Origin of the sequence: Shewanella sp. YQ_9, from assembly GCF_043103185.1 — a bacterium.
GTDB classification, from domain to species: Bacteria; Pseudomonadota; Gammaproteobacteria; order Enterobacterales; family Shewanellaceae; genus Shewanella; species Shewanella algae.
In genome coordinates this window covers 79,945-92,469 of the sequence record NZ_JBICJO010000057.1, presented here as the reverse complement: position 1 = coordinate 92,469, position 12,525 = coordinate 79,945, and the positions used below count along the sequence as shown (strand labels likewise).

Here is a 12,525-nt window from a genome sequence, read left to right as displayed (position 1 = left end):
TATCCGATGAAAATCAGCTATCTGAGCCTGCTGCTCGGCTCGGCCCTGCTCTTGGGAGGCTGTGGCAGCGATGATGACAACAGTAATGGCGGTGGCGAGATCACCCCTCCGCCGCCGGTCGAGAAACCCAGCCAGGATATTGCCGAGGCAAGCAGTATTGAGTTGACCCTCAATAGCTTCGATCCCGACTCAGGCCAGGTCACCTTTGCCCTGCAAAACGCCGAAGGCAAGGCGCTCACCAATGCCGCCAAGTACCAGATCACCTACTTTGGTTATCCGGCAGAAGAGCAGGCTTCCACCAAGCCCAAGGCCTGGAAACGCTGGCATGTGACCTATGGTTACAGCTGCGATCCGGCGACCGAGTGCGCTGAACCGCTGCAGGCTCTGGACAGTGCCGGCAGCTACAGCTTCAGTCCATCTGGACTGGATTGGGATGCCAATGCCACCAGCGGTGCCGTCAGCCGTTATAAGGTGGCCATAGAGGTGTTTGGCACAGAGATCAGCAATGAGCTGACACTCTACTCTCCCACCACAGGGGAAGGTGCGAACTAACCCCCGAAAACTGCCCCATCAAATAAGCCGCTGATCAGGGAGAGCAGCGGCTCTTGGGCCTTATCCTCCTCAAACTCACTCATACGACAGGCCCAGAGGTGATCTCCAGGCGTCACCTGGATAAGTGCATAGTCGGCCAGAATATCCATCTCAAGTACATGCAGTCTGAGATCCAGTTTGCCTGACTGAGCCAACACCTTATTGATACTGTCCCGCATCGTCAGTAGATATGGGGGTAACTCTGCTTCATCCACTTGCAGCTTTTCCTGTCGCTGCTCCAGGCTTATCAAATAGCTCAGGGAGCCAGGCTCAATCCCTTTGATGAGCCCTGTCAGTTCGATGCTGGCCCAAGGCTCAGAGTCGTGACGATAGCTCACCCGCAGTCTGACATGACCATTTTCTGTGGCTATCCTGAGCCTGAGCTTTTCAGTGTTGGCCTGATCCACTGCCATGCCGGGACGGATCAAACTCGCTTCACAGTTGAAATTAGGGCTAAGACGTTTGGAAATCAGGGTATCGCCCCAGAGAATGCCGGCAGCAAACAACAGCAGTAATAACAGCAGCAGTATCCAGATCCGGTTTTGGCGTAACCGCCGCCGCAGAGTCGATTCAGTCACAGCGCAGTGCCTCCCTCAGCCAGGTATATTCGGGGGCGCAGGCGTTCATCTGGGCCATGGTCAACTTATAAGCCTTGAGGTACTCGCCTTGGTCGCCTTCTCCCTTGACCACCATACTCAACACCTTGTTGTCATCGCTGAGGGAGATGGAAATGGTGCGCCAACTATCGGGGCAGCGTGCCAGCCAGTCTTCAATGCCTTGAGTCAAATCTTTCAATGCGGCCAATGCTTTGGGTTCGCCGTAGAGACGCAAAAAGGTAGTACTGCCCGAAGGGTGTACGAGTTTAATCACCTCATCCGGCGTTTCCAGATAGCGCAGTGGCCCAACCCTGGATGACAAAAAAACCAATGCCAGTGCGCTCAGCAGTAACATCCAACAATAGTGACGCCAGGGCGTTTGTCCCTTGGGGGACAAAGAGATGGGCCTGCGGCCTCGAGTCTTGCTATGCAGCAAAAAACCTTGCCTGTCTACGGATTCCAAGAGGTCGCTGTGCTCGGGTCCCAGGTATTGGCGGATCCTGGCCACCGCCTGCTCCAATAAATGCCCTTGATTGGCGGGAATGGCGGCCTCCTGCAGCAGTTGCATTCTGGATACCACCTGCCCCCTGTGAGCCAACAAAATATTCAGCACACACTGCTCTGTTTCAGACAGTGTCCAGCTCATCCCGGATCCAGTATGTTTGAGCGTGCCGGTATCGGCATCAAACCAATAGCAACCTATCTGCATGGCGTGGCTCAGCAGCAAATGAATGGCGGCAGTATAAGGGAAAAAAACACCCATCCAGAGTGATCTGTATGGGTGTTTTTAAGCTTTTGACAAGAAGCGTGAACCGTCTCTCAGACTTTTCCCACAATTGAAATTTTGTTAATTAACAATATGATACATTCTTATCTAGAATGTAGAACTGTTAATCCAGAGGTGCACCAGAATGCTGGCTACGTAACCCAGGGCGATCACGGGTGTCCACCTGAGGTGAGCCCCAAAGGTGTATACCCCTCTCGCCTGCCCCATCAGCGCCACCCCGGCGGCACTGCCGATGGACAACAAACTCCCCCCAACCCCGGCGGTCAGGGTTACCAACAGCCATTGTCCCAACGCCATATCCGGGTTCATTGTCAGTACGGCAAACATCACTGGAATGTTGTCTATGATAGAGGACAGCACCCCAATGGCGACGTTGGCATAGGTGGGATCCCACTGGGTGTACATGGCATGGGATACCATGCTCAAATAGCCCATAAAGCCCAAACCGCCGACACACAGCACCACACCATAGAAGAACAGCAAAGTGTCCCATTCGGCTCTGGCAATACGGCTGAATACATCGAAAGGCACCACGTTACCCAGTTGCTCCAGACGCTTTTCATCCTGCATCAGGCGCGCCTTCTCCTGCGCTCTTGCCAGCGCTTTGGGGAAATTCTTCCTCAGGTAGAAGCCAAAACACTGCAGCAGTCCAAGGCCTGTCATCATGCCAAGCACAGGCGGCAGACCCAGCAGTGAATGGGTACACACAGCCATGGCTATGGTGAACAGGAACAGCAGCACTATCCGCTTGGCGCCTGTCTTGGTGTAAACCTTTTCAACCAGGGCATCAGATTTTTCCCTGGAAATAAACAGGCTCATGATCACCGCCGGCACCAGGAAATTCACCAGTGATGGCAGGAACAGCTTGAAGAACTCGGAAAAGTGCACCATACCCTTTTGCCACACCATCAGAGTGGTGATGTCCCCAAAGGGGCTGAAGGCGCCACCGGCGTTGGCCGCCACCACTATGTTGATGCACGACAGGGTGATAAAACGGCGATTATCGGCGCCCATTTTCATCACCACGGCGCACATCAGCAGCGCAGTGGTCAGGTTGTCGGCGATGGGCGAAATAAAGAAGGCCAGTAAACCGGTAAGCCAAAATATCTGGTATAAACTGAAGCCCTTGCTGACCATCCAACAACGCAAGGCGTCGAACAACTTACGTTCTTCCATGGCGTTGATATAGGTCATGGCCACCAGCAAAAACAGCAACAACTCGGCATATTCGAGCAGGTTATGTTTGAAGGCGGCTTCGGCCACTTCCGACATACCATTCTGGGTATAGACATAACCTATCATGCCCCAGATGAGACCGGCAGCGACCAACACAGGCTTGGACTTTCTCAGGTGCAGCTTCTCCTCCCCCATCACCAGTAAATAGGCGATGGCAAACAGAGTCAGAGCCAGATACCCCACGGTTGAGTCTGTCAGACTCAGGTTATTTGTGGCTTCCGTGCTAGCCAGGACCACAGGCGAAAACAGTCCTGACAAAATTCCCCCTAAGGCTGCGCAGCCCCCATGCAAACGCATTAACTTCATCTCTTTCTTCTCTTGGTAGGAAATTAACTAAAACCTAGCACAGAGAATGGAAAGCGAATCTTGATAAAACGCAAATTTCTGCAATTTAAGTGAGCAAGACCCGGCTCTAAGTGGCAGACCGCAGCAGAAGAATTGAAAAAGACTGGTAAAAAAACACCATAGATCACAAAAGCGCCCGCAGGCGCTTTTATCTGGTTCACACTTTTTATGTCACGGCTTTTTTAGAAAGAATACAGCAGTGTCATATTGGTTTCAGTGTCAGTGCTCTTTTTGTCGTCCAGCGGATCGCTGTTATAACGCACAATCACGGCAAACTTCATTGCCAGGGCGCCGATGATGTTGGCGGTCAGCGAAGTCTCGGAGCGGGCGTCGAGCTTGTCGCCATAATCGGCAATAAACATCTGGCGGAACTTGGAGGTCTTGCTGATCTCAAGCTCATAGTTGATCACTCCGTGAGCGACCCAGCTGGCGTCAGAGTTATAGCCCAGAATGGCGCTTTGCTCACTGTCCAGACGCTGATACTGGTAACCAGGACCTATCTCGGCATCCAGGAAGCTTTTGCTGCCCTGGAATACACGGTAGCCGTAACCGGCCGCACTGTTGAACTTGTAATCGTAACCAGTGAAGGGATCGGCTTCGTAGCTGGTGTTGGCAAACAGATAGCTGCGCTCATCCAGACGGTAGTTGCCCTGAACACCACCAAAATAACGCTTGGCAGTAACTTCTTCAGAATCTTCCTTGTACAGACCTTCGAGCAGGTACTGGTTTTCCCAGTTGCCCAGTTCGTGTTTCATCGCCAGGCGAGCCTTCACCGAAGAGGTTTCAGTGTTACCTGTGGTCAGGGTTGCCCCCAACTCCGCCTCACCGGCAAATGTTTTATCACCTTCGACAAAGTCAGCCCCAGCGTGAGCAAATGGTGCGACCAGCAGAATGGCTGCAGCGCTAAGCAGTTTTTTCATTCTTGTGCATCTCCGTTCAAAGCAATCCCCTAAAAAAACGGGCGCCATCTTAACATCTATGGCGAAAAATACGAAACAGCTCGCATTTTGCAGCTGAAAAAACCTGATTTCCGACACCGGTAACCGTTTTGTCTGACAGAGACAAGGCTATCAGGCCTTCAACCCGGCCGCAGACATCAGCAGTCGCAACAGCGAAGAGACACTCAGCAAAGAAAGAACACTCAAGCACCAAAGCAGCAGCATCCAACAGCCTGGACGGCTATCGAGCCAATTCTTAGCCGGGGCCAGCAGCCGGATGGCCCGGCCCCTCAAAGCGTCAATGATAGGCTTCATCGGCGCTCACCTTGCCGCGGAACACATAATAGGTCCAGCAGGTATAAACCAGAATAATGGGGATAATAAACAGAGCCCCCACCAACATGAAGCCTTGGCTCTGGGGTGGTGCCGAAGCCTGCCAGATGCTGATACCCGGTGGAATAATATAGGGCCAGATGCTGATCCCAAGACCGCAGAACCCCAGTAACACCAAGAGCAGCGTCATCACAAAGGGTTGGTAAGTATCTTGCCTTTGCAGGCCCAGGTACAGATTCCATCCCAGTAGTGCCGTCAATAAAGGCACGGGTGAGAGGAAAATCAGGTTCGGCAGTGAAAACCAACGCTCGGCGATTTGGGGATGTGCCAAAGGCGTCCAGATACTGACCAGCACTATTGCCACCAGCAAGCCTATGAGCAAAGAGCGGCTCAGCAGAAACATCTGTTGCTGCAGATGCCCCTGGGTCTTCATGATTAGCCAGCTGCTGCCAAGGAGTCCGTAAGCGACCACCAGCCCGACACCGCATAAAAGCGGGAAAGGCGCCAACCAGTCGAGCTGCGAGCCGGCAAAGCTGCGATCTATGACAGGGAAACCGGATATCACAGCCCCCAGCACCACCCCCTGGAAGAAGGTCGCTGCCACAGAGCCGATGGCAAATGCCCTGTCCCAGGCTTTTCTGTGGCCTTCAAACGCCTTGAAGCGAAACTCAAACGCCAAGCCTCGAAAGATAAGCGCCACCAGCATAAAGGTCAGCGGAATCGCCAAGGCATCGATAATCACCGCATAAGCCAGCGGAAAGGCGCCGAACAGCGCAGCCCCGCCCAGTACCAGCCAGGTTTCATTGCCGTCCCACACAGGTGCCACTGAGTTCACCATGATATCTTTGTCATGCCTGTCTCCAACCAAGGGCAGCAGTATCCCCACTCCCAGGTCGAAACCATCCATGACTATGTACATCAAGGTGGCGAAAATAATAATCACAAACCAGATAACAGCCAGATCAATGCCCATAATCAGCTCTCCTTATGCAGCTCGTCGCTGTGAAACTGTGAAATACGCCCGACCAACGCAGGGCTTTCGGATAAGACTTCCTCGACCTTGGGCCCCTGACGGATAAGATTGAGCAGATAGAGATACCCCAAACCAAACACCAGGCTGTAGACCACAAAGAACCCCAGCAGGCTCAGGCTCATATGCAGCTCGCCATGGGCAGAGACCGCATCCTGGGTGCGCATTACCCCGTGAATGATCCAGGGTTGCCGCCCCACTTCCGTGGTTATCCACCCGGCCAACAGCGCTATGAGTCCCGATGGTCCCATGAACAGACTGAAGCGCAGAAACCAGCGGCTCTGGTACAGGCCACCACTGCGTCTGAGCCAAAGGCTGACGACACCGAGCAGCAGCATCAGCATGCCCAGTCCGACCATGACCCGAAATGACCAGAAGACGATAGGGACATTGGGCCTGTCTTCCACGGCAAACTCCTTCAGCGCCGGCACCTGGGCCTGGCTGTCGTGCATCAGGATCAAACTGGCCAGCGCCGGGATCTTGAGGGCATAGTCAGTGGTTTCTGTCTCCATATTGGGCCAGCCAAACAGGATCAGCGGTGTCGGCTCCCCCGAGCTGTTGTCCCAGTGCCCTTCCATGGCGGCGACTTTGGCCGGCTGATGCTCCAGGGTATTGAGCCCGTGAATATCCCCAAGCAAGGCCTGCAAAGGTGCACAAGCGAGGATCATCCACAGCGCCATGGAGAACATCTTGCGCACCGCCGGGTTGTCGTTGCCTTTAAGCAAATGCCAGGCGCCCGATGCCGCCACCATCAAGGCACAGCAGATAAAGGCGGCCACCGCCATATGCGAAAGACGCGGAATAAAGGAAGGGTTGAAGATAACCGCCAACCAGTCTGTCGGTACCACTTGGCCGGCTTCAATGACAAAGCCCTGCGGCGTGTGCATCCAACTGTTGGAGGCCAAGATCCAGAACATGGACATTATGGTGCCGAGGGCGACCATGCAGGTGGAGAAGAAGTGCAGCTGATCGCCGACTTTTTTCCAGCCAAACAACATCACCCCCAGAAATCCGGCTTCGAGGAAGAAGGCGGTCAATACTTCATAGGTCAGCAGAGGGCCGGTAATACTGCCGGCAAACTCGGAAAAGCCGCTCCAGTTGGTGCCGAACTGGTAAGCCATCACCAAGCCAGAAACCACCCCCATACCAAAGTTGACCGCAAATACCTTGGACCAAAAATGATACAGCTGCTTGTATACCGGATTACGCTTTTTGAGCCAAAGCCCTTCCAGTACCGCGAGATAACTTGCCAGGCCAATGGTGATGGCCGGGAAGATAATGTGAAAAGAAACCGTGAAGGCAAACTGTATGCGTGCCATTTCGAGTGCATCCAGTCCAAACATGAACCACCTCAAAGGGTCAATAAATCTGGCTGGCATCTTAAGGACTGAGACAAAACTATAATAGATACAGAAAATACAATTTTATATATAACAGATTGAATAATTGTTATGCTGGGCACGGGCAATAAAGCAGAGTAAACCATGGCCAAATATGAAACCCTGATCCAGCAATTGAGGCAGCAGATACAGAGCGGTGTCTGGCAGGTGGGTGACCGCTTACCTTCACTCAGGGAGCAGACTCAGCAGAGCCAGATGAGTTTGATGACAGTGATGCATGCCTATCAGGTACTGGAGAGCCAGGGCTGGATAGTCTCCCGCCCCCGCTCAGGTTACTTTGTCGCCCCTAAAGTGGCGGCCCCCAAGCCTCAAGGTCTGCATCAGTCCAGTGCTGTGACCCGCGCCGAGTCGGTGGATATCAACGCCTTTATCTTTGAGGTGTTGCAGGCCAGTCGCGATCCGGGGATCACAGGGTTTGGCTCCGCCTACCCGGATCCCGGTCTGTCGCCCCACAAACAGTTGAACCGGGCCTTGATTTCAAGCGCCAGGACCCTGGATTCCGCCAGCGCTCTGGACAATCTGCCTCCCGGTAACCCGGCGCTCAGGCATATCTTAGCCCAGCGCTACGCGGCGCAGGGAATGAGCATCTCGCCGGATGAAATAGTGATCACCACAGGGGCACTGGAGGCATTAAACCTGAGCCTGCAGGCGGTTACCCGTCCCGGGGATTGGGTGGTGATAGAAAACCCCGCCTTTTACGGCGCCCTGCAGTCGCTGGAGCGCCTCGGTCTCAAGGCGCTCGCCATCCGCACCCATCCCCAGGAAGGAATAGATCTACAGTCTCTGGCTCAGGCGCTGCAAACTCACAGGGTCAAGGCCTGCTGGTTGATGACCAACTTTCAAAATCCTCTTGGCTGCAGTATGAGCGATGACAAGAAGCGTCGTTTGCTGAAACTCTTGCAGGAACACGACTGCTTTTTGATTGAAGACGATGTCTACAGTGAACTCTATTTCGGCAAAGATAAGCCCCTGCCGGCCAAGGCCTTCGACCCGGACAACAGAACCCTGCACTGCGGCTCCTTCTCCAAGTCTCTGGTGGGCGGTTTTCGCGTCGGTTGGGTGGCCGCCGGCAAGATGGCGCTCAGTATTCAAAAACTGCAACTGATGAGCACCCTGGCCACCAGCACCCCGGTGCAATTGGCGCTGGCTCATTACCTGTCGACCCGCAGTTATGAGACCCACCTGCGACAATTGAGGCGCACCCTGGAGCAGCGAAAGTTTGCCACCTGGCAGGCATTGAAGAACCGCTTACCCGACAGTGTCAGAGTGCATTATGGCGATGGCGGCTATTTTCTCTGGGTAGAGTTACCCGAGGGGCGGGACACCACAGAGCTCTATCGCCAGGCACTCTCTCAAGGGATAAGCCTGGCGCCGGGACAGATGTTCTCGGCACACCGGGAGTTCAGCCACTGTTTTCGCATCAACGCCTCACTGCCTGGTGGGCCAAAGTTGGAGCAATCGATAGCCAGCCTGGCCAAGCTGATAAAAGGCGTTTTGTGATAGGTTCAACTGTCCAAGTCAGACTTCCACCGCCAAGCCGGCCGCCTTCCAATCGGGGAAACCGGCATTGAGTCGCTTGGCATTAAAGCCCTGTGCCTGCAGCAAGGCCACCGCCTCATCCGACAGGGCGCAATAAGGGCCGCGGCAATAGGCCACTATCTCTGTGTGCTTGGGCAGACGTGCCAGTTCCGCTTCCAACAGCGGCAATGGCAGGTTGAGAGCCCCCGGCAGATGGCCGAGTAAAAACTCCTCTTCGGGACGCACATCCAGCAGCAATACATCACCACTTTCAAGCCGCGCCAACAACGCCTCCCGGGAAACCCCTTCACCGCTGCCCGGTTCCGGCTTATGGCGCGCCACCAGTTGATTAACCCGGGAACGCTGAAAATCGGCCAGCTGCGCCAGGCTCTGCAGCAGCACCAACAAGGGACCATCGGCCAGAGAATAGAGTACCTGTTTGCCTTCACGGCGACTGTCCACCATGCCGGCGCGTTTCAGTTGCTGCAGGTGTTGGGAACAGTTGGCCAGAGTCAGACCGCACTGCTGGGCCAAACGCTCGACCGGCCATTCCCCCTGCGCTATCTGCTCCAGCAGCCTTAACCTGTGGCCATGAGAGAGCACCTTGGCAATATCCGCCAGTTCCCGGTAGTGACTATCGAGCTGCGGCACCTGTGTCTCGGTCAGATTGTCGCTTGACATTTTTTCTTCACCAAACAATCATTCAATTAATTTATTGAATAATAGATTATCATCATCCATCAGGGGCGACAACCGCCCAGCCCGGATGGACAAAATACGACAAGGAGTAAGATAGATGCAGGAATTTCCCTTTTGGCTCAATGCGCTGCTTTTAGGTGTCGGTGCAACTCTGGTAATGGATATTTGGGCCTTGGCGCAAAAAATGCTGTTGGGGATCCCCTCACTGAGCTATCCCATGGTCGGTCGCTGGATAGGCCATTTACCCAAGGGAAAACTGATCCACAGCCCTATCGGCGCCTCGGCTGCTATCAAGGGCGAAGCTTGGCTTGGCTGGGGAGCGCATTATCTGATAGGCATCATCTTTGCCGCCATCTTGCTGGCGATCTGCGGTTCGCAATGGCTGCAAGCACCGAAGATCATGCCGGCGCTGCTGCTTGGCATTATCAGTGTATTGGCGCCCTTTCTTATTCTGCAGCCGGGACTGGGTGCCGGCCTTGCGGCCAGACGTACCCCGGCCCCCTGGACAGCCAGATGCAGAAGCCTGTTGGCCCATACGGTTTTTGGCCTTGGACTCTACCTGACGGCGCTGCTGTTATCTCTGCTTTAAACGCCGGAAACGGGACGTAAAAAAGCCCGCGAATGCGGGCTTTCAATACAGAGAACGGGATTACAGGTTGATCTGTGGGTCCAGTTCGCCGGTCTGATAACGCTTGTACATGGCCTGCAATGACAGCGGCTTGATCTTGGAGCCCATACCGGCACAACCGAAGGCTTCGTAGCGAACGGTACAGATGTCGGCCATGGCTTCCATGGAGGCCTTGAGGAATTTGCGTGGGTCAAACTCAGCTGGGTTTTCAGCCAGGAACTTACGTACCGCACCGGTAGATGCCAGGCGCAAATCTGTGTCGATGTTAACCTTACGTACACCGTGCTTGATGCCTTCAACAATCTCTTCCAGCGGCACGCCGTAAGTTTCAGGGATGGCGCCACCATACTGGTTGATGATCTGCAGCCACTCCTGAGGTACAGAAGAAGAGCCGTGCATGACCAGATGAGTGTTAGGGATACGGGCGTGGATCTCTTTGATGCGGTCGATACGGAGCACATCGCCGGTAGGCTTGCGGCTGAACTTGTAAGCACCGTGGCTGGTACCAATGGCAATGGCCAGGGCATCCACATGAGTGTCGGCCACGAAGCGGGCGGCTTCTTCCGGGCTGGTCAGCATCTGCTCGTGGCTCAGGGTACCTTCGGCGCCGATACCGTCTTCTTCGCCGGCCATGCCGGTTTCCAGACTACCCAGACAGCCGATTTCACCTTCAACAGAAACACCACAGGCGTGGGCGAAGGCCACTGTCTTGCGGGTAACATCGACGTTGTACTCATAAGAGGCAGGAGTCTTGCCGTCAGACATCAAGGAACCGTCCATCATCACAGAGCTCATGCCGAGCTGGATGGAACGCTGACACACGTCAGGGTGAGTACCGTGGTCCTGGTGAATACACACAGGGATATCCGGATACTGCTCGAGGGCAGCCGCCATCAGATACTTGAGGAACTGAGGACGGGCATACTTACGGGCACCGGCTGAAGCCTGCACAATCACAGGGCTGTCAGTGGCTTCGGCGGCCTGCATGATGGCTCGCATCTGCTCCAGGTTGTTAACGTTGAACGCCGGGACGCCGTATCCATGTTCGGCGGCGTGGTCCAGCAGTTGGCGTAGGGAAATAAGGGCCATTTTTTTACTCCAATAATAGGGTGAATTGCTTCACCGAGGTCGCTATCGCTTGGATTTAACTTGATGCTCCCGGCAAAGCCGGGAGCGGTTTCTTTATAATTCTTTTGATTTTGCTCAGTTACCGCGGGCCTTGAGCATGGCCACAGCCGGCAACTCTTTACCTTCGAGGAACTCGAGGAAGGCACCGCCACCGGTAGAGATGTATGACACCTTGTCGGCAATGCCATATTTGTCCACGGCGGCCAGAGTATCACCGCCACCTGCGATGGAGAAGGCCGGTGACTCGGCGATCGCCTGGGCGATACGCTTGGTACCTTCGCCGAACTGGTCGAACTCGAACACCCCAACCGGGCCGTTCCAGACTATGGTACCGGCTTTTTGCAGGATAGCTGCCAGGGCTTCGGCGCTGTCCGGGCCTATGTCGAAGATCATCTCATCGTCGGCAACCTCTGCCACTGGCTTCAAGGTAGCCACGGCTGCTGGGCTGAACTCCGTGCCAACCACCACATCGGTAGGCACAGGGATATCGCCGCCACGGCTCTGGGCATTGGCCACCAAGCGCTTGGCTTCATCGATAAGGTCGGCTTCATAGAGCGACTTGCCCACAGGATGGCCGGCGGCGGCAATAAAGGTGTTGGCGATACCACCACCCACTACCAGTTGATCCACTATGCCGGAAAGAGACTCAAGCACTGTCAGCTTGGTCGACACTTTAGAGCCACCGACAATCGCCACCAAGGGACGCGCCGGGTTATCCATCGCCTTACCCAATGCATCCAACTCGGCCGCCAGCAATGGACCGGCGCAGGCTATAGGGGCAAACATGCCGACTCCGTGAGTCGAGGCCTGGGCGCGGTGAGCGGTACCGAAGGCATCCATCACATAGACATCACACAGGGCTGCCAGCTGCTTGGAAAGCGCCTCGTCGTTTTTCTTCTCACCCTTGTTGAAGCGGACGTTTTCAAACACCACCACTTCGCCTTGGGCAACTTCAACGCCTTCCAGATAGTCTTTTTCCAGACGCACCGGGCAGTCCAGCGCCTTGGCCAGATAATCCACCACAGGCTTGAGGGAAAACTCCTCATTATATTCGCCTTCGGTTGGTCGTCCCAGGTGGGACATCACCATCACGGCAGCCCCTTTTTCCAGTGCCAACTTGATAGTGGGCAGCGAAGCCCGCAGACGCGCGTCGCTGGTGACCACGCCATCGGCCACCGGTACGTTGAGATCTTCACGGATAAGCACACGCTTGCCCTGAAGATCCAGCTCTGACATCTTGATAATTGCCATTTTTACGCTTCCTTCTTAATCAAAAACAAATCTGTTTCACTAAGG

Annotated in this window: 13 protein-coding genes; 3 read left to right on the top strand and 10 right to left on the bottom strand. The window is 54.7% G+C overall.

Annotated features, from left to right (window positions below; all coding sequences use genetic code 11):
• Window positions 1-6: 6 nt before the first annotated feature.
• Entirely contained in the window at window positions 7-552 is a 546-nt protein-coding gene (locus ACF8D4_RS15450; RefSeq protein WP_144380053.1) for a hypothetical protein, read from the top strand.
• Here the strand turns inward: ACF8D4_RS15450 and ACF8D4_RS15445 are convergent.
• The 7 genes from ACF8D4_RS15445 to ACF8D4_RS15415 all read right to left on the bottom strand — a co-directional run bounded on the left by ACF8D4_RS15445 (window position 549) and on the right by ACF8D4_RS15415 (window position 7,199).
• Window positions 549-1,169 (bottom strand): hypothetical protein, encoded by a 621-nt coding sequence (locus tag ACF8D4_RS15445; RefSeq protein ID WP_144380054.1) that lies wholly within the window; start codon window positions 1,167-1,169, stop codon window positions 549-551. The genes ACF8D4_RS15450 and ACF8D4_RS15445 overlap by 4 nt on opposite strands.
• Complete coding sequence (locus tag ACF8D4_RS15440; RefSeq protein WP_144135312.1) at window positions 1,162-1,950, bottom strand: helix-turn-helix domain-containing protein; 789 nt, start codon at window positions 1,948-1,950, stop codon at window positions 1,162-1,164. Before ACF8D4_RS15440 ends, ACF8D4_RS15445 begins: the two co-directional genes overlap by 8 nt.
• Before the next feature lie 111 nt (window positions 1,951-2,061).
• The gene (gene nhaD / locus ACF8D4_RS15435) at window positions 2,062-3,516 is read right to left on the bottom strand and encodes a sodium:proton antiporter NhaD (RefSeq protein ID WP_025010025.1); all 1,455 of its coding nucleotides are present in this window, start codon (window positions 3,514-3,516) and stop codon (window positions 2,062-2,064) included.
• A gap of 221 nt (window positions 3,517-3,737) precedes the next feature.
• The gene (locus ACF8D4_RS15430; protein ID WP_044733810.1) at window positions 3,738-4,475 is read right to left on the bottom strand and encodes a YdiY family protein; all 738 of its coding nucleotides are present in this window, start codon (window positions 4,473-4,475) and stop codon (window positions 3,738-3,740) included.
• Window positions 4,476-4,625: 150 nt separating this feature from the next.
• Complete coding sequence (locus ACF8D4_RS15425) at window positions 4,626-4,718, bottom strand: DUF2474 family protein (protein ID WP_223828965.1); 93 nt, start codon at window positions 4,716-4,718, stop codon at window positions 4,626-4,628.
• A gap of 73 nt (window positions 4,719-4,791) precedes the next feature.
• Window positions 4,792-5,799, bottom strand: a complete 1,008-nt coding sequence (gene cydB / locus ACF8D4_RS15420) for a cytochrome d ubiquinol oxidase subunit II (RefSeq protein ID WP_025010023.1) — start codon at window positions 5,797-5,799, stop codon at window positions 4,792-4,794.
• 2 nt (window positions 5,800-5,801) lie between these two features.
• Window positions 5,802-7,199, bottom strand: a complete 1,398-nt coding sequence (locus ACF8D4_RS15415; protein ID WP_107006080.1) for a cytochrome ubiquinol oxidase subunit I — start codon at window positions 7,197-7,199, stop codon at window positions 5,802-5,804.
• Between the two features lie 141 nt (window positions 7,200-7,340).
• Here ACF8D4_RS15415 and ACF8D4_RS15410 point away from each other — a divergent pair, with 141 nt between their 5' ends.
• The gene (locus ACF8D4_RS15410) at window positions 7,341-8,756 is read left to right on the top strand and encodes a PLP-dependent aminotransferase family protein (protein ID WP_144159200.1); all 1,416 of its coding nucleotides are present in this window, start codon (window positions 7,341-7,343) and stop codon (window positions 8,754-8,756) included.
• 18 nt (window positions 8,757-8,774) lie between these two features.
• On the opposite strand, the gene ACF8D4_RS15405 is transcribed toward ACF8D4_RS15410, so the two are convergent.
• Window positions 8,775-9,455, bottom strand: a complete 681-nt coding sequence (locus ACF8D4_RS15405; protein WP_107006082.1) for a metalloregulator ArsR/SmtB family transcription factor — start codon at window positions 9,453-9,455, stop codon at window positions 8,775-8,777.
• A gap of 115 nt (window positions 9,456-9,570) precedes the next feature.
• Here ACF8D4_RS15405 and ACF8D4_RS15400 point away from each other — a divergent pair, with 115 nt between their 5' ends.
• Window positions 9,571-10,062, top strand: coding sequence for a DUF2938 domain-containing protein (locus ACF8D4_RS15400; RefSeq protein WP_025010020.1), 492 nt, complete (start codon window positions 9,571-9,573; stop codon window positions 10,060-10,062).
• Between the two features lie 60 nt (window positions 10,063-10,122).
• Here the strand turns inward: ACF8D4_RS15400 and fba are convergent, their stop codons facing one another.
• Both fba and ACF8D4_RS15390 read right to left on the bottom strand, forming a co-directional pair.
• Window positions 10,123-11,190, bottom strand: coding sequence for a class II fructose-bisphosphate aldolase (gene fba, locus ACF8D4_RS15395; protein WP_025886945.1), 1,068 nt, complete (start codon window positions 11,188-11,190; stop codon window positions 10,123-10,125).
• A 114-nt stretch (window positions 11,191-11,304) separates the two neighbouring features.
• Entirely contained in the window at window positions 11,305-12,480 is a 1,176-nt protein-coding gene (locus ACF8D4_RS15390; RefSeq protein ID WP_208180866.1) for a phosphoglycerate kinase, read from the bottom strand.
• Between the last annotated feature and the right edge of the window lie 45 nt (window positions 12,481-12,525).

Bases quoted from the DNA above. Each gene is read 5' to 3' on its own strand.
- nhaD (WP_025010025.1), bottom strand. From the start codon at position 3,516: ATGAAGTTAATGCGTTTGCATGGGGGCTGCGCAGCCTTAGGGGGAATT.
- fba (WP_025886945.1), bottom strand. From the start codon at position 11,190: ATGGCCCTTATTTCCCTACGCCAACTGCTGGACCACGCCGCCGAACAT.
- ACF8D4_RS15390 (WP_208180866.1), bottom strand. From the start codon at position 12,480: ATGGCAATTATCAAGATGTCAGAGCTGGATCTTCAGGGCAAGCGTGTG.
- ACF8D4_RS15450 (WP_144380053.1), top strand. From the start codon at position 7: ATGAAAATCAGCTATCTGAGCCTGCTGCTCGGCTCGGCCCTGCTCTTG.
- ACF8D4_RS15405 (WP_107006082.1), bottom strand. From the start codon at position 9,455: ATGTCAAGCGACAATCTGACCGAGACACAGGTGCCGCAGCTCGATAGT.
- ACF8D4_RS15410 (WP_144159200.1), top strand. From the start codon at position 7,341: ATGGCCAAATATGAAACCCTGATCCAGCAATTGAGGCAGCAGATACAG.
- ACF8D4_RS15430 (WP_044733810.1), bottom strand. From the start codon at position 4,475: ATGAAAAAACTGCTTAGCGCTGCAGCCATTCTGCTGGTCGCACCATTT.
- ACF8D4_RS15425 (WP_223828965.1), bottom strand. From the start codon at position 4,718: ATGCTGCTGCTTTGGTGCTTGAGTGTTCTTTCTTTGCTGAGTGTCTCT.
- ACF8D4_RS15440 (WP_144135312.1), bottom strand. From the start codon at position 1,950: ATGGGTGTTTTTTTCCCTTATACTGCCGCCATTCATTTGCTGCTGAGC.
- ACF8D4_RS15415 (WP_107006080.1), bottom strand. From the start codon at position 7,199: ATGTTTGGACTGGATGCACTCGAAATGGCACGCATACAGTTTGCCTTC.
- ACF8D4_RS15400 (WP_025010020.1), top strand. From the start codon at position 9,571: ATGCAGGAATTTCCCTTTTGGCTCAATGCGCTGCTTTTAGGTGTCGGT.
- cydB (WP_025010023.1), bottom strand. From the start codon at position 5,799: ATGGGCATTGATCTGGCTGTTATCTGGTTTGTGATTATTATTTTCGCC.